The sequence below is a fragment of the Phycisphaerales bacterium genome, from assembly GCA_016716475.1.
Lineage (GTDB): Bacteria > Planctomycetota > Phycisphaerae > UBA1845 > Fen-1342 > JADJWG01.
In genome coordinates this window covers 1002947-1025021 of record JADJWG010000001.1, presented here as the reverse complement: position 1 = coordinate 1025021, position 22075 = coordinate 1002947, and the positions used below count along the sequence as shown (strand labels likewise).

The following is a 22075-nucleotide window of genomic DNA, read 5'->3' as shown; positions in this document are numbered from 1 at the left end:
GCCACGCTTCCGCCGCCCCCCGCAGTAAGCCCCGATTATAGCGAGTTTTCGCGCCGCGCGCTGGTGGCGGCATGCCCTGCTGCACCCGCGACGATCTCTGCGGTCCACGTTCCCCCGCGGGGCGGCCGGGCTGGTATCATGGGTCCGCTCTGCCGGTGTGCCCGCTGCGCACCACCGGCCCGCCCCACGGCCTTGGAGATCGCGATGACTGTCTCACCCCTCCGCTGGTACCCGCTTACGCTGACGCTGTTCGCGCTGTGCGGATTGCTGGTCAGCCCGGAGCCATGTGCTGTCGCCGCTGGGACGAGCCCGCCCCTCACAACGGCCGACCTGCTGGTCCATTTGGCGCGCGACCACCAGGTACTGCAGGGGGGCCATCTCACCGCGGAGGATGTGTTGTACATCAGCGCGCTGCTCGAGGCCGCCCTGCGCCTGGAGCCGCGGCAACTCGAAGCCGCGCTGGCGCTCTATGAACTCGCCCTGGTGCAGGGCGATGAGCCCGCGGCGGCCCGCTACCTCACCGCTGCCCTCGCGGCCGATCCCAATCACCAGACCATTTTCGCGGCCTGGCTGTCGGCCGGCCTGCGCGCCGAGCAGACCGTGGAATCTCAGCGCGCCTGGCTCGAACGCGTGCTGACCACACGTCGGCCACCGGCGCACGCCGCTCTTGTGCAAGCCGAGCTGGCCCGCCTGGCCCTCGAGCAACGCGATCTACCCGCAGCCCGCGCAGCCATCGCGGAAGCCCTGCGGCTCGACCCCGCTTGCAGTGGTGCGGCGCGCCTCGGCCCTGCCACCCTCGAAGCCGAAGCCCCCTTGTCCGAGCGCTTGGCCCCCGGCCTGCGCATCCTGACCCTCGATCCACTGGCCCTGGATGCTGCCTGGGCCGTTGCGCTTGTTCTGGAACGTGCTCGGCTCCACACGGAGGCAGTCCGCTACTTCGACCACGCACAGTACATTCAGACACTTACCAGCCCCGGGCGCGCACTCCCCGCTGCGCTCGTGCTGCTCTGGGCGGGCAACCAGCGCGCCCTCGGCAATCTTGACAACGCCGTTCAACTCGCGGCGCAGGCCGCAGATGATCCCCTCCACGCCGCCGAGGCGGGCCTGCTCCTGCATGACCTGCTCGTGCAGATGGAGCGGCCACGCGATGCCCGCGTGGTTGCCGAGCGCCTCCGCGTCCGTTTTGCCGCCATCGCCGATCCCCGCAGCGTGCCCGGTAGCGAGCTTGTCTGCGGGGCGTGGTTCTATTGCCTCATCGAGCCCGATGTCCACCGCGCCAACCTGCTGGCGGACGCCGCCGCGCGCGTCTTGCCTCCTTCTCCCACTGTGCGACGCACACTCGGCTGGAGCCGGATGCTCGCGGACCGCCGCGAAGAAGCCCTGGAACTGCTGCAACCGCTGGCATCGCAGGACCCCTATGCCGCGTATGCCATAGCGCGCCTGCTGCACGAGGCCGGAGACGACGCGGCGGCCCGCACTACGCTTGCCGGGCTCACGGAGCCGGCTCGGGGTCAGGCCGCGCAGTTGATCGCGCAACTGGAATGGGCAGGCGGCGGCGATCAGCCGGCGACAGCCGCCGCGCCAGCCCCGCAGCCGGATGCTGCGGTCGCGGCGCTGCTGGCTGAAGATCCTCTGCGCAGCGCGGCCTTTTTCGATCTGCCCGCCCGCGCGCTGGAGGCGCGCCTCACGCTCGACGATCTCAGCCCCGAACCCGGCGAGCCGTGGTGGGCGACTTTTACGCTGCGCAATCGTGCCGACTACGCCATCACGTTCGGGTCCGATGCCATGCTCGATCCACTCTTCGCGTTGTCCTTCCGGGTCGAGGGCGATCGACAGCGCGAATTCCCCGCGCTCCTGCATGTCCGTCTCACGCGTGTGCTGGCCCTGGCGCCGGGGCAGACCGTTACCCATCGGCAGCCACTCGATGTGGGCCCGTTGCGGCGCCTGTCGCGAGCCACTCCACAGCACCTGCAACGCATCGTTATCGATGGCGTGCTGCACCCCGATCTCGGCGTTGCGGGCCCCCCGACCCCGGCCCCCGGGGGACAGCGACTGCCGACTGTGTACTTCAATCGCCTGCCCGCCCCGGTCGGTCCCGAGGCGTTGTCCGCGTTGTATGCCGACCTGCGCAGCACGGAACGGCCGCGACGTTTCGGCGCACTCGAACGATTGGCCCAACTGCTGGGAGAACAGCAACGGGCTGAGCTGCGCCGGTTGACCTACCAGCCGCGGTCGCTGCCGAGCAATGAGCTGCGCGCGATTCTACGAGCGGCTCTCAGCGACGGGGACTGGGAGACGCGTGCCCGCGCGCTCGACGGCCTGCAGACGACCGGCCTTACGGCTGACCTCGCGACGGCGGTTGAGGCCTGCCTCGAACACCCGCACTGGCTGGTGCGCCTGATGGCCGTCCGCGTCGCGGCGCGCCAGGGAAGCGCTTTTGCCGAGCGCGCTGCGACGCTGGCGCGAAATGACGCCGACGAACTCGTGCGCCGCGTCGCGGACAGCTTTGCGCGGCGGCTGTCGTTGGACGACGGTGCCGGGACGACTTCTGACGACTGAGGGCCGTGCGTATGTGCCAGGGCGGTGCTCGCTGCTGGCCCCCTTCCTTGGTAACGTAAGGCCGTCAGACGTTTCCTTCGATTCCGCCGCGGAGCGCCACTGAGCAGCGATGTACAAGCTCTTTCTCACCCTCCGCTATCTCCGCAAACGACGGATCGCCTATTTCGCAGTCGCGGCCGTCACGCTCTGCACCGCCATGGTGCTCATCGTGATGTCCATCATGGGTGGCTTTCTCGACCAGCTTACGAACAAGGCCCGTGGCCTGCTCGGCGACATCGTCGTCGACAACAACTACTACAGCGGCTTTCCCCTCTACGAGGAATTCATCGGCGACGTCCGCGCGTGGACCGACACCGACGGCCGGCCGCTTATCACCATGGCTACGCCGGTGATTTACTCGTATGGCCTGCTGCGGGTCGAAGGCACACCCCAGACCAACCTGGTGCGCGTGCTCGGCATCCGCCTCGACGAGGTTGTGCAGGTCAACGAGTTCGGCCAGGGTCTGTATTACGAACGATATTATCCCGGCACGACGACGCTGGCCCCCCAGCAGCAGCCACTGCTCGGCTTCGACCCCGATCCGCAGCGCTATACCGTCTGGTACGGCAGCGACGATCAGCCGCTTACCGCACTCGACGAGCCGATGCGGGGTCCGTTGCCCATGCTGCCGGAGCCCTTCGCCAGTGCCCGCGCGCGGAGCTGGGCCGCGGGGCTGCGGGCGGATGAGGCCGTCTCGAGCTACTGGACATACACGACCGCTGCGGCGGGTGTTCCGACGATCGTCGGGCGTTTCGATGCCGTTCCCGCGACCGGGCCGCCGCGACTCGAGGGTGAACTGCTTCCGGGATTGATCCTCGGACGCGACCTCGCGGCCCGCCGCGGCAAGGATGGACGCTACGAACGTTACGGGCACATGCCGCGCGGTGCGGTCCTCTCGGTGACGCTCATCCCGGCCACGACGACCGGGACTTTCGACACGCCCCGCAAAGTTCCGTTCCGGCTGGCGGACGATTCCCGAACCGGGATCTACGAGATCGACTCGCAGCACGTCTACTGCGATTTCGATCTGCTGCAACAGCAACTCTTCATGCACGCCGGTGTACGCCGGGACCCGGAGACCGATGAGATCTTCGCCCGGATTCCGGCGCGCTGTTCCCAGATTCAGATGAAGATTCGCGCCGGGGTGAATGCGGACGAGCTGGCCCGCCGTCTCGAAGCGCACTACCGGAGCTTCCTCGAAGATCCGCGCTACGCCCCCGCGCTTTCGTCGACCGATCGCCAGTTGGTGGAATTCGTCCGCGTCAAGACCTGGCGCCAGACGCAGGAACACCTGATTGCACCGGTCGAGAATGAACGCCAGCTTGTTACGATCCTCTTCGGCATCATCTCGTTGGTGGCGGCCGTGCTGGTGCTTTGCATCCTCTACATGATCGTTTTGCAGAAGACGCGCGACATCGGCATTCTGAAAGCCATCGGCGGGTCGTCGGCCGGGGTCGCCGCGATTTTTGTCGGTTACGGGGCCGCGGTCGGGCTGGTGGGCGGCGCACTGGGGGTGGTGCTGGGCTACTACTTCGTCATCCACACGAACCAGATTCAAACCTTCCTGGTGTGGGCGTTCGACTGGCAGGTCTGGGATCGCTCGGTCTACTCGTTCGATGAGATCCCCAGCACCGTGCGCAGCAGCGAGGTTGCGCTGATCTTCTGCTGCGCGATCGTCGCCAGTGCCGGTGGTTCGCTTTTTGCCGCCTGGCGGGCCGGTGCCATGCAGCCCGTGGAGGCGATGCGGCATGAATAAGCCCCTGCTGGCAGCCGAGGGCCTCCACAAGCTCTACCGCATGGGGCGTGCGCGGGTGCATGTGCTGCGCGGCTGCGATCTGGCCATTGCGCCCGGTGAGTTCGTCGCGATCATGGGCAAGTCGGGCAGCGGCAAGAGCACGCTGCTGCACATCCTTGGCGCTCTCGATGTGCCCGAGCAGGGCAACGTGCTGTTCCGCGGCTGGCCGGTCTTCGCGCCGCCGGGGCGGCGCTCCTTCCAGACCAGCCCCTTCGACATTTTCTCCAGTTACGAGCGCCGTCGCATCGAGTATCGTCGCCGCCACTTCGGCTTCGTCTTCCAGTTCTACCACCTGCTTCCAGAACTGAACGTGCTCGAGAACGTCGTCCTCGCCCGCATGATCGGCAGCTCCTCGTTCGTATGGCCGGCCGCGCGCCGGGCCGCGCGCACCGACGCTCTCGGGATCCTCGCCCGCGTCGGCCTCGGTCACCGGCTCACGCACCATCCGAACGAGTTGTCCGGCGGCGAGCGCCAGCGCGTCGCCATCGCCCGGGCGCTCGTGCACCGCCCACGCATCCTCTTTGCCGACGAGCCGACCGGTAACCTCGATCAGGAAGCCGGCGCCGCGCTGCTGCAACTGCTCAAGGGCCTGCATACGGAAGGACAGGCGATCGTGATGGTGACGCATGACGCCAGCGTGGCCGCCCAGGCCGATCGGGTGCTGTTGCTCGAGCAGGGCCGGCTGCACGTCCGCGCGTGAAGGTTGTGCCGGGACGACGAGCGGCCCGGAACCGTTACCTCGCGCACGGCGCCAGTGGCAGTTCGCGCACGTGAGCGGCAGTGCTTCTTATGCCACCGAACCAGCGAGAACCGAGGCGCACCTACTCGGTCGGTTTCGGTTTCACGGATTCCGGCGCTCCGTTGAATACCTCGTCAAGAAAAGCCCGCATGTGCGCCCACGCCCGCCGCGCCGCGGTCGCATCGTACCCGACGCCTTCCATCTTGAGATCGTCTGCCGCCCTGTTCATGAAGCCGTGCTTCGCGCCCGCGTAGTACACGAGCTGCCAGTCGATCTGCCCGGCCCGCAAACTATCCACGAACGAGTTCACCTGCGCATCGGGAATCAGCGTGTCAGCCGCCCCGTGGAGGATCAGCAGCCGTGCTTTCGTCCGGCGCGCATCCGCGGCGGAGAACGGCGGTAGACTGCCGTGGAAACTGACCACCGCGGCGACATCCTCGCCCGCGGCCGCCAATTGCAGCACGGTAGTGCCGCCGAAGCAAAAACCGATTGCTGCCACCCGGGCCGGGTCCACGCGTGCATCCTGCTTCACGACTGCGACGGCAGCTTGGATGCGGCCGCGCCACAAGGCCTGGTCGGATGTGATTGCGGTCGCGAGGGCGCGGGCCTTGTCCGGCGTCTCCGCCAGGACCCCCTTGCCATACATATCGACCGCCAGCGCCACGTAGCCCAGTGCTGCCAGCCGCCGTGCCTGTTCCCGGGCAAAGTCGTTGAGGCCCCACCACTCGTGTACGACCAGCACGGCCGGCCGGCGGCCTTCACGGGCATTGTCGTAGGCGAGGAAGCCCTCGAGCTCGACGTCACCGTGTCGGTAGGCGACGGTGGCGGTGACGACCTCCGCCGGGGTCATCGCAGTGCCCATGCCGAGCAGTAGAGTAAAAAGGGTAAACGTGGCGACCAAGGTGGTGGGCATCGTGAGCTCCTCCTGAATGGCGGTGCGTGTCCATCGGCCAGTGGCCTGACACAGGAATGGTAGCAGCGATTGTCCCCGCCACGTGTGCTGGCCTGCGCTGGCACTGGCAAGTAGTGGGTCAGACCGGGTACGATGACGGGTATGAGCAACCATGCGTGTTCAACCGTGACGGGGACCGCGGGGGCAGGAGTCCTGCGGCAGGTTGCGGGGGGCAGGTGTGCGCGGGGGCTGAAAGCTTTCACCCTGATTGAATTGCTGGTCGTCGTGGCGATCATCGCCTTGCTGATTTCGCTGCTGCTGCCGTCGATGCAGAACGCCCGCCGCCAGGCCCAAGCGGTTGCGTGTGGTGCGAATACCAGTCAACTGGCACTCGCGCTTCGCATGTACGTCAACGAGCACAAGGGTTGGCTGCCGCAATCCCATTCACCGGAGAGCGTCTACGGAGACAGTGTCGGCTCCACCTGGAGCGAGGCCGCCTGGGGCGTCCCGAAGCGCAATCTGTGGTTCTACCTGCTGACGCCGGCCTACTTCGGTGACCCGCGCGCTCTGATCTGCCCCGGTGACCCTTTCCGGGCAACGTTCGACTTTGAAGAACGCAACGAAGCGGGCATGCACGCCTGTGGCTACGGCATGTCCTATTTCTTCCGCCATGCGGGCTCGCACCTCATGAACACGGAGCGCTACAGTCCCCAGCGGCCTGCCAACACCATCCTGCTTGCAGAGGTCGGCCCGGACGATGTGCAGGAGATCACCCTCCTCATGGGGGCCGTGACCGGGCAGGAGGCCGCAAGAGCGTGGCGTGACGGCGGGCGCTTACTTTGGGATGACGGGAACCGTCCATGGTACGCGGGGCCCACCTGGCTCACGGCGCGTCATAACGGTGCGATCAACATGCTCTCGCTGGACGGGGCCGTTCGCCGAGTGTCGACCGTCCGAGCACTTCAAAGCCCAATCCTCCAAAGGCACAACGATTGCTTTGGCCGCGCTGTCGTCGGCGGACAATCCACCTTTGTCTGCCCGTTGTGCTGGGGGAGTCTGCCTGGCTTTGGACAGGCGTCCCATTACAACTTCGCTCCGGCCGGGTTGTGGTGGTGGACGGGCCCGGTACCGCGCAAGTAGGTCCCCGGCTGGCACGAGTTCCGTAGCGCCGCCACACGGCGTTTACAGGCCGACCAGGCGCCGGAAGAGTGGCCAGCCGAGCGTGTCCGCGTCGAGGATGATCGTCACCCCGACACAGAACCACAGGAAAGTGAGCACGCGAGCCACGAGGCGCCCCAGGCCCGTCCGCGGCTCGGCGTCCACCGCCCGCAGGTCCGCCCAGTACGCGTAGATCGCCACCGTCGACCCCGCCCATAAGCCCCAGGCGAGGCACCGCAACTGCGGCCCGTGCAGCAGCCCGCAGTACACAAACGTCAGCACGATGTTCAGGTACTTCCGTCGCCGGTTCCCGCCGAGCGGGACGTAGATACAGTCGCGCAGCCAGGTCGACAGCGTGATGTTCCACCGGTGCCAGACCACGCGCGGATCCGTTGCGAGGAACGGAAAGCGGAAGTTCTCCCGCCCCTGCACACCGAACGCCCGCGACACGCCGAGTTGCATGCTGGCGTACGCGCTTTCGGCGAAGTACAGCGCCACGGCCGGCGTGACTAACACGACCCACGCCTGCCAGGGCGCCAGGTCCGCCGCAAACTGGAACAGACGCTCCGGGGCGGCCAGGATTTCTTCCGGCAAAGCCTTCCGGAACAGTCGCAGCACGGCGAGGAACACTGCGAAGGTCGCGAGGCCGGCGACGACGCGCGCCAAGCCCGCGAGCAGGTCCACCCCACGCGGCTGGGCGACGGCCATCTGGGCCGCGAACTCGTGTGGCGTCTCCACCGGTCCGTGGCGGAACTGCGGGAAAAACAGGAGCGTTGCGAAGAAATCCTGCGGTGCAAGCGGTGGAGCGTCGTGCCGCAACCGGTCGTGCAGGTAGCGGACGAGCCGCAGAAAGCTGAGTGCGATCCCGCTGAAGAAGACGAACACGCCCGGGGCGTTGGCGCCGCCCGCGTGGGCGTACGCGGAGGGCACCGGCAGAGCGAAGCATGCGAAGTAAGCCGCATGGAGCAGCACGAACGTCGCCGCGAACACCACGCGCCGGGCGTACTGGAGGCGCGCGGCGGCCTCAATGATCCCATACCCGAGCACATGAGCTCCGCACAACGCGGCGGCGAACTCCCAGCCGGCGATGCAGGTGAGTGTCGTCAGACTGGCGAGGATCCAGAAGGCGGATCGGTACCGGTGCGGCCACGCCACCGCGACGGGCCACCACACGAGGAATAGCAGGACGGGCAGTGCGGTAGGAAGGAATGGGTCCAGCGCGGGGATCATGTTGGGCAGTCAGGATACCGCGGCGCGGCCCCCACGTATCCGTACACCCGTATCTCTTGCCGGACGCGATCACGAGCGTGCGCGTTGGCCACCATCATCTCCGTTATAAGGGGCATCCCATGAATCGGCTTTCTCGCTTTTTTCGCTTCCCCCGGGCGCCCCGGGCGCGCATCATGTTGGACCGGCCGCGGTCTGCCGGACCAGCCCGGAGTCCCCCGGGGCGAGCGCCCGACCGCTATGAGGTAATGCTGACCATGCGTACTCCAAACCGTACTTGGTTGCTGACGGGGTTGCTGGGTGTTCTGGCACTGGGAGGCACGGGCCTGCTCCTAGCCGCAACCCGCACCCAGCCGACCCCCGCTGCCAGTGATACTCACGACGAGTCCCTGTGGTTCCGCAATGTGCGGCAACTGACGAGCAAGGAAATGGGCTTTGAGCGCGCCGGCGAGGCCTATTTCTCCGCCGACGGCCGGAAGATCTGTTTCCAGGCCTATCCGCTCGGCAAGGAAGACTACCAGATTTACATCATGAACCTGGACGGCTCCGACCTGAAGATGATCAGCACGGGCGCGGGCGCCACCACCTGTGCCTACTTCCACCCCAGCGGCGAGAAAGTCTTGTTTGCTTCAAACCATGAGGACCTGCGCCCGCCGGCCGACTTTGAGCCAATGAGGCCGCGCGGGGAAGAGCGCGGTGCGGGCCACGACAGCGCCGGCGAGCGGCCCGCCGGACACCCCGGTGGCGGCGCATCGGATGACGCCGCCCCCGCCCAGGAACGCCCCCGCCACGGTGGTGGCGGGGCGGCCAGCCGCGGCTACGCCTGGCGCTACTACCCCGGCATGCAGATCTATGAGTACACCCTTGCGACCGGTGAATTGAAGCGGCTCACGAACACGGATGCGTATGACGCCGAGGGCTCTTACTCGCCCTGTGGCAAGTACATCGTGTTCAGTTCCTTCCGTGACGGCGATCAGGAAATCTACATCATGGATGCCGACGGGAACAATCCGCGACGGGTTACGAATACGCCCGGTGGCGATGGCGGCCCTTTCTTCAGCCCGGACGGCAAGCGCATCGTCTACCGTTCGGACCGGACGGGTTCCGGCAACCTGCAGATCTTCGTCAATCGCTTCGCCGGCGACGACGAGCGCGCTGTCACCGACAACCGGACGTTCCATTGGTGCCCGTTCTGGCACCCGTCCAACAAGTGGCTGATCTACACGCACGCCGATCACCGCGGTCGGCCGAACTTCGACCTGTACCTCGTCCGCGATGATGGTTCCGAGCGTTACCGGGTGACGTCACAGCCCGATTTCGACGGGCTGCCGGTGTTCTCCCCGGACGGTCGCTATTTGATGTGGACGTCGAAACGCGAGGGGGTCGAGACGCCACAACTCTTTATCGCGGAGTTCCTCGGCCTGACCCCGGACGGCGAGCTGCGGGTCCGCCAACAGTCCGAACCGGCGCGGCCGTAACAGCGCCCCCGGGAGGTGCCATGACACGTGCACGCTCGTCGCGGCGCCGCCGTCCAGCGTTCTCGCCCGGCGCCCGGCTGCCTGTGCCATCCACCACGAACTTCGGGTGAGGGCGTCGTGTTCACCCGCCCCGCGGCCTGCCCGTGGCGCGGCTATCATCAGGGTTTTCCGTCACTGCCCCGACACTTTTTACGCAGGAACTGTAGCACGCGATGTCGAACCTAGAGACGCCGCCCGCGCCGGGTACCCATGACACCATGGACACGGATCCCACGAACGCCACACTCATTGAGCGCGTCGACCTGACCGACACACTCAGCATTGTGAAAGTCCGCCCGGACTCCGGCCGCATGCCGCCCTTCAAGCCCGGTCAGTTTTTCCGCCTGGGACTACCCAAGCCGCTCGCGGAGCAGACGAGCATCCCGCGGGGGGGGCGCCCGCCCCGGATTCGGATGACCCGTCGTGCCTACTCGATCGCCTCGTCCCCGAAACAAAGCGATTATGCCGAGTTCTTCGTGGTACGGATCGACGAGGGCTCCCTCACGCCCCGGCTGTGGGAGATCGAGGTTGGCGGCCGGCTCTGGATGGAGGAGCAGGCCAAGGGTGAGTTCACGATGGATGTCGCGCCGCCGGACAAGGACCTGGTCATGGTCTCGACCGGTACGGGCATCGCTCCCTTCATCTCGATGCTGCGGACGTTCCACGGTGAAAATCGCTGGCGGCGCTTCGTGCTCATCCACGGTGCCCGGTACGTCGGCGACCTCGGTTATCGGGAGGAAATCGCCCGGTACGTGCGCGGCGATGAGCGCGTCCGTTACATCCCGCTCATCACGCGCGAGCCGGCCGACGTCCCGTTCGAGGGACTCCGCGGGCGCGTGCAGGCGGCGCTCGAGCCCGCGACCTACGAGCGCCTAGTCGGTGCCCCGCTAACCCCGGCCGAGTGTCACGTCTTCCTCTGCGGCAACCCGGAGATGATCGACGGTGTGCAGGTGCTGCTCGAAACGCGGGGCTTCATCACCGACAGCCGTGAAGGCCCAGGCAATCTGCACTTTGAACGGTACTGGTGAGAAACCGGAAGCACGAGCGTGCTTCATGTGGTCGCTGCACCGGATTAGAACACGAAGTCCGTACTGAGGAACTTGGAGTACCGCCCGCGCACGATCTCCGAGATCAGTTCCTCGTTCGCTTCGTCATCCTTCGCCGCCACGAGACTGCGGATCGAGAACACCCGCAGTGCATCTGAGACCGACAGCGTACCCTCCGCCGAATCTTTCCGCCCGGTAAACGGGAACACGTCCGGACCGCGCTGGCACTGGCTGTTGAGATTGACCCGGCACACCTGGTTCACAAGTCCGTCCACCCATTGCCCGATTTGTCGCGCATTCCGCCCGAACAGGGCCGCCTGCTGTCCCACCGGGCTGTCAATCACCCAACGCAACACTTCGGCCTCGTCATCGAATGGCACGATCGGAACCACCGGCCCGAACTGCTCCACCTGGCAGATGCGCAGATCCGGCCGTGTGGGTGCCAGCACGGCGGGGTAGTACAGCGTGCCGTCGATTGTGCCGCCACCGCGATTCAGCACGTGCGCCCCGGCGTTCCGGGCCTCGGCCACCAGTTCGCCCAGCCACGCGCCCTTCCCCTCTTCGGGCAGGGGCGTGATGGTCACGCCGTCCTCCCAGGGCATGCCGACGCGAAGCTGCTCGACCGCGGCCGCAAAGCGCTCACAGAAGGCCGCTTCGATCGCACGGTGCACGAAGAGGATCTTGAGTGCGGTACAGCGCTGGCCGTTGTAGGAGAGTGCGCCGGTCGCACACTCGCGCGCGGCCAACTCGAGGTCGGCGTCGGCCAGGAGAATCGCCGGGTTCTTCGCTTCGAGCCCGAGCACGCAGCGCAAGCGATTCGGCCGCGGATGCTGATGCTTGAGCAACGACGCGACCCGCGCCGAGCCGATAAAGGCGAGCACGTCGAGCGCACCTGAGGTCAGCAGGGGACCGACCACGGTCGCCCCGTCGCCGTACACCGTGTTTACGACGCCGGGTGGGAACGAATCCGCGAAGGCCCGCAGCAGCGGCGCATGGAGCAGGACACCGTACTTGGGCGGCTTGAAAATGACGGTATTGCCCATGATCAGTGCCGGGATCAGCGTCGTAAAGGTCTCGTTCAGGGGGTAGTTGTAGGGCCCCATGCACAGCACGACGCCGAGCGGGCTGCGGCGGATCTGCGCGACAAACCCCTGTTCGACGGCAAATCGCGAACTGGTCCGGTCGAGCTCTTTCAGCGCCTGGATCGTGGCGCGGATGTACTCCACCGTGCGGTCAAATTCCTTGCGCGCATCCGGGAGGGTCTTGCCGATTTCCCACATCAGCAGCCGTACGACTTCGTCGCGGACCGCCGTCATCCGCGGGATAAACGCCTCGACATGCCGTATCCGCTCGGCGACCGACATTGCCGGCCACGCCCCTTGCCCGTGGTCGTAGGCACGGCGCGCGGCCGCGAGCGCCGCCTCGGCCTCGACGCCGGTCATCAGCGGGTAGTGCCCGAGCGGTTGTGGTCGGGGTGTCCCATCTCCGGTGAAGCACACAGGTGATGTAATCTCTTGCAGCGGGCCGTCCCAGTGGCGCACCTCGCCGGCAATGAGATACTGCGCACCGGCATCGTAGAAGCCGACCCGCACCGCGGCGGGCACGTCATCCATGCAGGTGGGAAACACCGGGGTAGGAGCGGCAACGGTTGTCGACATGGGCACCTCCTGTGGCACGGAGATTCTATCTGGAAACCATTGTGCCCGCGCTTGCGGTACGGACATGTTGCCGGAGCGGCATAGGACCCCTTTCATGATTCCCGTGCGCCTCGCTTGGCGCCCGCCGTCCGTCCGGGCACTCTATGCGTAAGTCCTTGTGGAGACGTATGGTGCTTTCCCCCCCGCGACGTCCCGCCCACCCTGTCGGCCGCTTGTTCCGCTCCCGGCTCGCAATCGTCGTTGCCGTGTGCTTCGCCCTGCCCGCCGCTGCGGAGCACCCGCGTCTGTTGCTCACACGCAGTGAGTTGCCGCGCCTGCGGCACCTCGCCGGCCTGTCGATCGACGGCACCCCGGATCCAGCATGGGGTCGCGCCGGAGCCCTGGCTCCCGACTACCTGGCTCTGCGCACCGCATTCGCTGGCCGTGTCTCGGGTGAGACCCTGCCGGGCGAAGTGCTGGCGGCCGCATTCCTGCACCTGTTGACCCCCAACGATCCGGATGACAGTGCGCGCGTCACACTGGTCGTCGAGGCGCTGCGCGTGCCGCCGACCACCACCTCGCTGCTGGAGTTGGTGCTGGCCCTGGACTGGTGCTGGAGTGCGATTCCCCGCGAGGTCCGTGAGACTTTTGTCGTCGAGGCCCGTGCCTGGGCGCAAACCCTTGCCATGGGTGACAGTCCACTCGATTCGCGGGTCTTCGAAACACGTCTCGCAGCGCTTGCCCTGGCCCTCGCGGTGGACGACGCTGACGACCCCAGTGTGGCCTGGCAGCAGCGCCGCGAGGACATCCTCACCGCCGCCCGCGCATATATCCCCCGCACACTACCGGCGTTCCTCGCGCTGCGCACTCCACATCCCACCGGTCCCGATGCCGCCCCGCGCGAGGAACTCGGCGCTGCGCTGGCGATCGAACTCGGGGGCTTGCTGCTTGAACGCGATCTCTGGAACGACTACGGCCCGCGCATGGCCCGCTGGCTCGAGCACTACCTCCTCGCGACCCACGAGCACCCTGGTTTGCAGCAGGGCTTCCTTCGTGACGATGGTGGCAATGCCCCTACCAGTCCCGTTGACCGCTGGTCCGATGGCCAGCCGCTGATTGCGCACCTGCTTGCGGTCCGGACCCGTGATCCTTCCGCCGTGTGGGCGGCCCGCCGGGTCGAAGCCCAGGCGCGCGCCGCCACGGCACCCGATCCGGCTGCATTCTGGCGCTGGGTACCGTTGCTCTACGACGCCCGCGGCTTGCCCGCGGCCGATCCGCAGCGCCTGCCGATCGCTCGTCATCTCGGTGGTGCGGTCATTTTTCGCGGTGGCCGTGGCCCCGAAGAAACCCAGGTCTGGATCAACGCGGCCGCCCCGTTCCTGCGCCGCCGCCAGCACTTCGATGCCGGCCACTTCCTCGTGCGCCGCGGCGGCCTGCTGGTGGGTGATGCCGGCGACGACATTGTTTTCGAGGCCACTACCGCCAAAGGCGGTGGACAGTTTCTCGGCCCCGACCGCGCCGCCTTCGATTTCGAGCAATTTGCAACGGCGAGCATCGCTCACAATACCATTGTGCTGTGGGATACCGCGCGCGTCGCGCGCTGGTACAACCAGCTCTACCTCCCCGTCGGCGGACAGCGTGCGCTCGAAAACACCTGCGTCGACTTCGCTACGCCGCTCGACCGGCAAGACCGCAGCCGCGGCACGACGCTCGCCTACGACCAACTGCCCGACACCGTGGCATATCTTGCTCTGGACCTGAGCGCGGCGTATGACCGCCGCGACTTTTCCGCCTACACGCGCGAGTTCGTTTTCGTCGTCGAGGGCGTGCTGCTGGTCATCGACCGCGTCACGCTCACCCGGGTTACGCCCGGCCGCAGCAGCCCAGTGCCGACCTGGTTACTGCAATTACCCACCCGTCCCACGATCGATGGGCGCGATCTGCGTGACGAGCAGCGTATCGCCGGAACAGCGAACGACGCCGGCGTCTGGCGCGTGGACGAAGCCAACTGGCTGCGCTGGACAGAACGCGACGGTGCCCTCTGGTTCAACAGTCTGTCTCCCGTGCCGCGCGCTGTGCGCGTAGTCGGCGGTCCAGGGGAGCAGCTTCGCATCCCCGATGGGCGACATGCGGACCGCCCTTATTACGGAGGTGCGCCCCTGGGCTTCGAGCGCCTCATCGTTCCCGCCGAGCGCGGCGACCTGCGGAATGCCTGGTACCGCTTGGCGCGGCCGACCGTGTTCGGTGCCGCGCTCGGGCGGTCCCCGCATTGGGGTCGCATCGAGGTGGAGCCGCTGGAACGTGGTAAAGAGATCATCTTCGTGCATGCGCTCGTCACGGACGCCGCAGAGTCACGCCGGCCGGCGCCCCAGGCCGAGATTGCGCAAGCGGGCGATGTCCTCACTATCACCCTGAAAGCCGCCGACACCACACTCACGCTGCAGGCACCCCTGGTTGGCCGCGGTATAACGCTTGTGTTGCACGGGGCCCGGTCGGTCAACGAGTGGCGGGCCGGCGCGACGGTGGCCGAGGATGGCCCGCTGCCGCTCGTACCGGAGACCGCCGGGGAGGATCTGCAACGTCTCCTGCCTGGTGCCGCCGGACCGCCCTGGACGGATTGACCGCACCCGCAGGCGCGCCGACAATGCCCGCCGCCATGGGCCGCGGCAGTCGTGCCACCACGCCCCCGGACCACTCGGAGAGCCGATGCCCTACCTGCGCCTGATGCGACCGGAGCAGTGGAGCAAGAACGTCTTCCTGTTCGCCGGCCTCGTCTTCGGCCAACGGCTGACCGACAGCGCCGCCGTGGTGACTGCGCTGCTCGGGTTCGGCTGTTTCTGCCTCGTCAGCAGTGCGGTCTACATCTTCAACGATATCCGCGACCGCCAGGAGGACCGCCTGCACCCGCGCAAGCGGACGCGGCCGGTCGCCGCCGGACAGGTGACTCCCGCGAGTGCGGGTCTCCTTGCGGCCCTGCTGCTGGGCGTTGGCCTGCTGGGGGCGTGGCAGCTCGACTGGCCATTTTTCCTCACGACCAGCGCGTATCTCGTGGTCCAGGCGTTCTATACATACGGCTTGAAGCAGGTGGCGCTGCTGGATGTAATTTTGATCGGGATCGGCTTCGTACTGCGGGCCATTGCCGGGGCCGTGGTGGTGAACGTCGAGATCTCACCGTGGTTGGTAATTTGCACGTTCACGCTGTGCCTCTTCATGGGATTCAGCAAGCGGCGCTGTGAGTTGGCAGCGCTCGCCGAGCAGGCCGATGATGCCGTCCGGCACCGCCGCACGCTCGGGGTTTACACGCCTGAATTGCTCAACCACATGACGACGGTGACGGCCGGCATCGCCGTGGTGAGCTTCCTGCTCTACGCCACCGACGACAAAACAGTGGTCAAGTTCCAGACGGAATACCTCGCCTACACGCTGCCGCTGGTGGTGTATGCGGTGTTTCGCTTCGCATTGCTGGTGGAGCATGGCCGGGTGGACGGGCCGACGGCGGTGCTGGTGCGGGATCGCCCGTTCCAGGCGGCCATCGCACTCTGGTCACTCGCGGTGGTGCTGATCATTTATCGCGGAGCGTGGCTGGAGGGAGTGCTGAAGGGCAACGCGTCCGGTGCGGGCTGATGGCGGGCCGCCAGGTTTCGCGACCCCAGCACGGGATTCGTGCATGCGCAGATCCCCGGGCAGTGCCCGGGCGCGCCCCCCCATTCCGCAGGATCGTGCAGCTCACCTCAGTTCCCGGTGCGCCGCCGCCCGATCCGCAGGATCAAACCACACGCACGCCAATTCCGGACCGTCGTGGGCCGCACTGTAACAGTGTGTTTGCAACAGCGTTACCCGCCAATGGCCCGTGAGTCGCGCTGACTCGTGGATGTGTCCGTGCAGCGTGATCCACGGCTGTCGCTGCTCGATGAACCGCCGTAGCGCGATGCTCCCCACATGGACATCCACCGGCACGTGATCGATTATGCGACCGTCCAGCGCTGCTCGATCCAGCACCGTCGCGTGTGGTGGCGCGTGGCACAACAGGATTGAACGCGTCAGGTCGGCAGAGCCACACAGATGCTCCAGATCGTTCGCGATGGTCCCGAACCGCACCTCCTCCAGGGCGCACGGGACGCTCCGCACGCCGTCTTCAGGAGATACACAGCCGGGATCGACGTACCGCGATACGTCGTACCGTTCCCAGTCCTTCAGCGCAAATGGCGTCGGCGGCACACACGCGTATCCGTAGACCGTCCACGCTTCCAGCGTTGCGCAGCGCCCGTGCACGTATGTCCACAGGCCTTCCGCCGCGAGTGCCACCACCGCCGGTTCGCACAGGGCCGGATCATCGTTCCCCAGGATCGTGAAGATGCGCGGGTACATCGGACCCAGTTCCACCCGCAGCGCTCGCAACGCCGGACCGATTTCCCGCGCCACGAACTCATCGGGCGGTGCCCCGGCGGCGACACGCGCCGCGCTGCCCAGTAAATCGCCGCCCAGGAATACGCCCACGGGCCGCTCGGCCCGGATCGCCGCCCACAACTTCCCATAGCGTGCGGCGCAACCGTGCAGGTCGGAAACGAACAGGCACTTTGTCAACGCAGACTCCGCTGCCACCAGACACGCACTCCACCAGGGATCGTCCAGTGTACCGAGCCCTGCTCCCCGGTGCCGACTCGGCACGCTATGATGCCCGCCCATGCAGGCACTGCGATTCGTGCTGGCCGGCGGTGGCACGGGTGGACATCTCTACCCGGGCATCGCGGTGGCCCATGCTCTCCGGCAGCGCTTTCCCAGCGCGGCCGTTACGTTTCTTACAACCACGCGCCCGCTCGATCACCAACTGCTGGCCCCCACGACCTTCGCACAAGTCACGCAGACCGTGCGCCCGCTGTCGCTGCATCCCCTGCGGCTACCTGGATTCCTATGGCATTGGCGCCGCAGCGTTGCCCGTGCTACCCGGCTGTTCCGGGCCGAGCGCCCCAACGCTGTGCTCGGACTCGGTGGCTACGCCGCTGGTCCGCCCGTAGTCGCCGCCCGTCGCCTCGGTATCCCGACCGCCATCCTCAACCCCGACGCCATCCCCGGACGCGCCAACCGCCACCTCGCCCGCTACGCCGATCTCGTGATCGTCCAGTGGGATCACTCGCGGGAGCATTTTCCACCGGGTACCAAGGTCGCGGTCCTCGGGTGCCCGATTCGCGCGGCGTTCGCGGGCGCCAGCGGCGGGCATGCGCTCTTTGGGTTGGAGACCGGCCGTCCGGTGCTGCTCGTGACAGGTGCTTCACAGGGAGCCCGAACGGTCAATGAAGCGCTGGTACGGGTCTGGCCGGCCTTCCACAAGGCCCACCCGGAGTGGCAGCTACTCCACTTGACCGGCCCTTCGGACGAGGTTGCTGTGCGGAAGGCCTACGCGGTGGCGGGGGTGCCGGCGACCGTACTCGGATTCACCGCGGAAATGGCGGCAGCACTCGCAGCGGCCGATCTGGTGGTCGCCCGGGCCGGTGCTTCGACGCTGGCGGAGTTGACCGCGCTGGGAAAACCAGCGATTCTGCTGCCCTATCCATACCATCGTGACCGCCACCAGCACGCCAATGGCCAAGTGCTGGTCGACCAGGGGGCGGCGGTGATGCTGGAGGACCGACTGCGGCCGGAACTGAATGCGGCCCCGCTGCGGACAGCGTTGGATCGCCTCGCGGATGAAACCGTGCGGCGAGCGATGGCAGCAGCAGCGGCGGCACTGGGGCGACCGGCAGCGGCGCTGGAAGTTGCTGAGCGGTTGGCGGCCCTCGGGGGGAATTGATTTTCAGATGTTTCATCAAATTATGTAAGCGTTCCCGGCAAGGGGATTGCTGAAAAGTTTGCCGGATATGCCTATTCTTTTGTCATATCCGCTTGACCCGGGCCGAAAAGAATCTATCGTGGGTATACAGGCATGAATATCCACAGGGAGAATGTGCGGTGATCAGTCAGACAACTGAGTACGCGCTGCGGGCTGTCGTGTGGTTGGCCGCGAACCCCGAAAAGCCGTTGACGGCCCAGCAGATAGCGGATGCAACCCGTGTTCCAGCCGGCTACCTGGCGAAGGTGCTCCAGGGCCTCAGCCGTGCCGGGTTGCTGCATTCACAGCGCGGACTGGGAGGCGGGTTTACGCTGGCGAAGTCGCCGACCGCCCTCACGATGTGGGAGGTGGTGCAGGCCGTGGACCCACTCCGTCGGATCGACGGTTGCCCCCTGGGCTTCGAAGCCCACGGCGAAGAACTATGCCCGCTGCACAAGCAGCTTGACGAAACCATCGCAATGATTGAGAGGTCATTCACGGCCTGCAAGATCAGCAAATTGATCGATCCGACCAGCGCTTCGTCTCCGCTTTGTGCCTATGTGCCGCCGAAAGCGGTCGGCGCTACCGCGAAGGCCGGGCGTCGCGCCAAGCGCCCCTGAACCTCGGCCTGTCCGCGAGTGCCCGCATCCTGCGCGGCCTTGCGCTACAATCCCCGGTGACGATCCGGAGCTTGAGCGCATGAGCCAAACACAGACCACTTCGTTCGTATTCGATCACTGCGCCCATCAGGTGCCAGACATCGCCGCCGCCGTGGCTTGGTACCAGCGGCACCTGCCGGGTGTGCGCGTGCTGTACCAGGACGATTCATGGGCTTTTCTCGAAACCGGGGGTGCCAAGCTGGCCTTGATTCTGGCAGGCAAGCACCCCGATCACATCGGTTTCCGCGTGAGTGACGTCGAGCTCGAACGCCTCGCCACGGAACACGGCCGGTCCATCCGCACTCACCGCGACAAAACGCGCAGCTTCTACCTCGAAGCGCCCGGCGGGCGCTGGGTCGAGTTTATCAGTTATCCGCCGGATTCCATCTACGGCTGAACAGCCGGCCCCGCTGCTCAGTGTGGCTCGGGCGACAACTGCATGAGCCGCAGGTCAGGCCAATAGCGGCTGCTACGCAGGGTGCGGTCGAAGTCGGCCCGGAACTCATGCTTTCCGGGTATCTCGGGCGGCCAGCCCAGACGAAACAACTCCTCGGCCAAATCCGCATGTCCGCCATAAATCAGGTCGAGCATGCGGCCCCAGAACAGGGGTGCGGGTCGGGAGCCAGAGAAACTCTGGGAGGTGCGGGCCTCGTTCACCCATGCGTCGAAGTCCGCACTCGATGGTGGTGCGGTCCGCATGTACTCCGGTGCGAGCCGATACCGCCCCGCGCGAAAGGCCAGGACCACGCGCGGAAAAGGCGACTCCGCGTGACTCGCGTTCCAGTAATCGAAGGTCGGGTCAGCCGTGATGAACTCGTACACCCCGTCGTCATCGAGGTCGTCAAAGTAGCCGGCTGTCGTCGTGTCGAGTACCGCCACGATGCGCGGGGGTGCCAGATCGAGCACGTAGTAGGTCCAGCAGCAATGCGCCCCACCGGAGTAGTCGACCACGATCAGACTTGGACTGCCGGTGCCAGTGACATCCTGCCCGACGCCCACTTCGGTCGGTGCTTGATAGCCCTGTCCGCCCAGCGCCAGGCGCCAACCGGGAAGTAACAGCCGATCGCGACCTCCCACGCGAATCCGTAACCGCTGCTCCCCCGTGCGCCGATGCCCGTCGATCCGTACCTCTGCTCCGGCGAGTGTGCGGCTCAGCAGCGTCTGCCACGGAGGCAACCACGCTTGCGGGTCGACGAGTCCGGCTTGCCACGTACTGAGCGCTGCGCTCAGGACCAGCAGCATGCCGCCGGTCACGACCCAGCCCCACCGTCGTCGCCGCGCCAGCAACTCGCGGGCGTGCCAGACAACATGTCCGCATTCCGGACACCGCAGCCCGCCACCGCGCATGTCGTACCAGCAGCGCGGGCAACGTGGGCCCATCGCACCACGATCGCGGAACAGGCCGGTGGCCACGAGGGCGAGCCCCCCCGCGCTGCCGGCCGCCACGAGCCACCACGTCACCATTCCCCGGCCCTCCTGGCCGCCCGGCCCGGCGCCGCGCTCAGTCCTCGCCCTGTGCCTTGGTAAACCCCACCTCGCCGTCGAAGATCGACAATTTCTCCAGGTGCATCCAGTGGTGCTTCGCACCCACCGCCTCGACCAGCACAGCCAGGTCATGATCGCTCAGATCGCGAACCTCTTCGCGCATCATGAATCGGCATCGCCAGTGATCCACGCAGTCCGTGATCTGTCGCGGCCCCGGATACACCTTGGTCCCGCGGTTCGAGATCATCTTCAGCCGCAGCGGCATCTGCGCCACGATCGCGTCCAGACTCGCACCCAGCGCGTGCGAGTCCAGACTCGATTCGACAAACAGGTCCGCTCCCACCACGCGCCGAATCTGCGCCCGCACCAGGTCCGGGCGCGGATCGATGCGCGGCAACTGAATCGGCCGGTAGTGGTGCACGTGCCAGTGTTCCGAGCGGCGCCCGAGGTTCGCAATCACCGTGTTGGTGAACTGCGTGCAGGTCGCGGCGGCATGGTCGCCCACCAGGTCGACGGTGAGGTTGCGGCCTACTGCGAGCGTGATCATGATCGCATGCTCGACTGTCTCCGCGATCAGGAATTCACCCAGGTGTCGCAACATTGCCAGCGCCGAAAGCATGATCGCAATCGGGTTCGCCAGATCCTTACCCGCCAATGTCGGTGCCGAGCCGTGCACCGCTTCGAATATCGCCACTTCGTTGCCGATGTTCGCAGAAGGCGCCAAGCCGAGACCGCCCGTCAAGCCCGATGTCAGGTCGCTGATGATGTCGCCGTTCATGTTCGTCGTGACGATGACATCGAACTGTTCCGGCCAGCGCACCAACTGATGCGCCAAATTGTCGATGATGATATGGTCGGTCCGGATGTCGGCGTACTCCGGCGCCAGCTCCTCGAAGGTGCGCTTGAGCAGCCCCTCTGTCTTCTTCATGATGTTTGACTTCGTTGCGCAATGAACCTGCTTCCGTCCCTCAGCCCGGGCCAATTCGAACGCCAGGCGCACAATCTTTTCACAGCCCTTTCGCGAGATCAGCTTCAGGCACTGCGCCACCCCCGGCGTCTGCATGTGCTCGATCCCGGCGTATAGATCCTCCACGTTCTCGCGCACAACTACCAGGTCGATCTGCCGCCCCGCAAATACCGCCTGCACGCCCGGCAGTTCCCGACACGGTCGTACGTTGCCATAAAGCTCGAACAATTTCCGCAGGGTGACGTTGGCACTCTTCTCACCGAATCCCACCGGCGTTTCGAGTGGTCCCTTCAGCGCCACCCGGTTCCGTGCGATCGAGTCGAGGGTTTCCTGCGGTACCCCGCTCGAAAGCCCGCGCTTGAAGACTTCCGCCCCGGCCGCACAGGTCTCCCAGATCAGCGGGGCCCCGGCCGCTTCCAGCAGCCGGACAGTTGCACCGCAGACCTCGGGACCGATCCCATCGCCGGGAATGAGCGTGACGGTGAACTTCTTCGACTGCGCCATGGCCGGTCAACCTCTCAGAAGTCGTGCAGCGAACCTGCCCCCCAT

Annotated in this window: 17 protein-coding genes; 11 read left to right on the top strand and 6 right to left on the bottom strand. The window is 66.4% G+C overall.

Annotated features, from left to right (window positions below):
- Nucleotides 1-204: 204 nt before the first annotated feature.
- The 3 genes from IPM18_04235 (at nucleotide 205) to IPM18_04225 (ending at nucleotide 5093) form a co-directional block, all read left to right on the top strand.
- A complete protein-coding gene (locus tag IPM18_04235; GenBank protein ID MBK9118797.1) occupies nucleotides 205-2559 on the top strand; it encodes a HEAT repeat domain-containing protein in 2355 nt (784 codons plus the stop codon).
- A 109-nt stretch (nucleotides 2560-2668) separates the two neighbouring features.
- Nucleotides 2669-4354: an ABC transporter permease gene (locus tag IPM18_04230; protein ID MBK9118796.1), complete on the top strand. Its 1686-nt coding sequence runs from the start codon at nucleotides 2669-2671 to the stop codon at nucleotides 4352-4354.
- Nucleotides 4347-5093: an ABC transporter ATP-binding protein gene (locus IPM18_04225; protein MBK9118795.1), complete on the top strand. Its 747-nt coding sequence runs from the start codon at nucleotides 4347-4349 to the stop codon at nucleotides 5091-5093. The genes IPM18_04230 and IPM18_04225 overlap by 8 nt, the downstream gene beginning before the upstream one ends.
- Nucleotides 5094-5214: 121 nt before the next feature.
- Here the strand turns inward: IPM18_04225 and IPM18_04220 are convergent, their stop codons facing one another.
- Nucleotides 5215-6045, bottom strand: a complete 831-nt coding sequence (locus IPM18_04220; protein ID MBK9118794.1) for a dienelactone hydrolase family protein — start codon at nucleotides 6043-6045, stop codon at nucleotides 5215-5217.
- Nucleotides 6046-6186: 141 nt separating this feature from the next.
- On the opposite strand from IPM18_04220, the gene IPM18_04215 reads away from it, so the two are divergent.
- Complete coding sequence (locus IPM18_04215; protein ID MBK9118793.1) at nucleotides 6187-7164, top strand: prepilin-type N-terminal cleavage/methylation domain-containing protein; 978 nt, start codon at nucleotides 6187-6189, stop codon at nucleotides 7162-7164.
- A 42-nt stretch (nucleotides 7165-7206) separates the two neighbouring features.
- Here the strand turns inward: IPM18_04215 and IPM18_04210 are convergent, their stop codons facing one another.
- Complete coding sequence (locus IPM18_04210) at nucleotides 7207-8412, bottom strand: hypothetical protein (GenBank protein MBK9118792.1); 1206 nt, start codon at nucleotides 8410-8412, stop codon at nucleotides 7207-7209.
- Nucleotides 8413-8666: 254 nt separating this feature from the next.
- On the opposite strand from IPM18_04210, the gene IPM18_04205 reads away from it, so the two are divergent.
- Together IPM18_04205 and IPM18_04200 are read left to right on the top strand one after the other, a co-directional pair.
- Entirely contained in the window at nucleotides 8667-9887 is a 1221-nt protein-coding gene (locus IPM18_04205; GenBank protein MBK9118791.1) for a PD40 domain-containing protein, read from the top strand.
- A 212-nt stretch (nucleotides 9888-10099) separates the two neighbouring features.
- Nucleotides 10100-10954 carry a ferredoxin--NADP reductase gene (locus tag IPM18_04200; GenBank protein MBK9118790.1) on the top strand — a complete coding sequence of 285 codons (855 nt, stop codon included), beginning with the start codon at nucleotides 10100-10102 and terminating at the stop codon, nucleotides 10952-10954.
- A 44-nt stretch (nucleotides 10955-10998) separates the two neighbouring features.
- Here the strand turns inward: IPM18_04200 and IPM18_04195 are convergent, their stop codons facing one another.
- Nucleotides 10999-12585 carry an NADP-dependent glyceraldehyde-3-phosphate dehydrogenase gene (locus tag IPM18_04195; GenBank protein ID MBK9118789.1) on the bottom strand — a complete coding sequence of 529 codons (1587 nt, stop codon included), beginning with the start codon at nucleotides 12583-12585 and terminating at the stop codon, nucleotides 10999-11001.
- Nucleotides 12586-12797: 212 nt separating this feature from the next.
- Between IPM18_04195 and IPM18_04190 the strand changes: the two genes are divergently transcribed.
- Nucleotides 12798-15230 carry a hypothetical protein gene (locus tag IPM18_04190; GenBank protein MBK9118788.1) on the top strand — a complete coding sequence of 811 codons (2433 nt, stop codon included), beginning with the start codon at nucleotides 12798-12800 and terminating at the stop codon, nucleotides 15228-15230.
- 85 nt (nucleotides 15231-15315) lie between these two features.
- Nucleotides 15316-16233, top strand: a complete 918-nt coding sequence (locus IPM18_04185) for a decaprenyl-phosphate phosphoribosyltransferase (GenBank protein MBK9118787.1) — start codon at nucleotides 15316-15318, stop codon at nucleotides 16231-16233.
- A 102-nt stretch (nucleotides 16234-16335) separates the two neighbouring features.
- On the opposite strand, the gene IPM18_04180 is transcribed toward IPM18_04185, so the two are convergent.
- Nucleotides 16336-17193, bottom strand: coding sequence for a metallophosphoesterase (locus IPM18_04180; GenBank protein MBK9118786.1), 858 nt, complete (start codon nucleotides 17191-17193; stop codon nucleotides 16336-16338).
- A 100-nt stretch (nucleotides 17194-17293) separates the two neighbouring features.
- Here IPM18_04180 and IPM18_04175 point away from each other — a divergent pair, with 100 nt between their 5' ends.
- The 3 genes from IPM18_04175 (at nucleotide 17294) to IPM18_04165 (ending at nucleotide 19471) form a co-directional block, all read left to right on the top strand.
- Nucleotides 17294-18397: a UDP-N-acetylglucosamine--N-acetylmuramyl-(pentapeptide) pyrophosphoryl-undecaprenol N-acetylglucosamine transferase gene (locus IPM18_04175; protein ID MBK9118785.1), complete on the top strand. Its 1104-nt coding sequence runs from the start codon at nucleotides 17294-17296 to the stop codon at nucleotides 18395-18397.
- Nucleotides 18398-18555: 158 nt separating this feature from the next.
- Nucleotides 18556-19035, top strand: a complete 480-nt coding sequence (locus tag IPM18_04170; protein MBK9118784.1) for an Rrf2 family transcriptional regulator — start codon at nucleotides 18556-18558, stop codon at nucleotides 19033-19035.
- 79 nt (nucleotides 19036-19114) lie between these two features.
- Entirely contained in the window at nucleotides 19115-19471 is a 357-nt protein-coding gene (locus IPM18_04165; GenBank protein MBK9118783.1) for a VOC family protein, read from the top strand.
- Between the two features lie 17 nt (nucleotides 19472-19488).
- On the opposite strand, the gene IPM18_04160 is transcribed toward IPM18_04165, so the two are convergent.
- Together IPM18_04160 and IPM18_04155 are read right to left on the bottom strand one after the other, a co-directional pair.
- Nucleotides 19489-20538, bottom strand: coding sequence for a hypothetical protein (locus IPM18_04160; GenBank protein ID MBK9118782.1), 1050 nt, complete (start codon nucleotides 20536-20538; stop codon nucleotides 19489-19491).
- 37 nt (nucleotides 20539-20575) lie between these two features.
- The gene (locus tag IPM18_04155) at nucleotides 20576-22030 is read right to left on the bottom strand and encodes an NADP-dependent isocitrate dehydrogenase (protein MBK9118781.1); all 1455 of its coding nucleotides are present in this window, start codon (nucleotides 22028-22030) and stop codon (nucleotides 20576-20578) included.
- Between the last annotated feature and the right edge of the window lie 45 nt (nucleotides 22031-22075).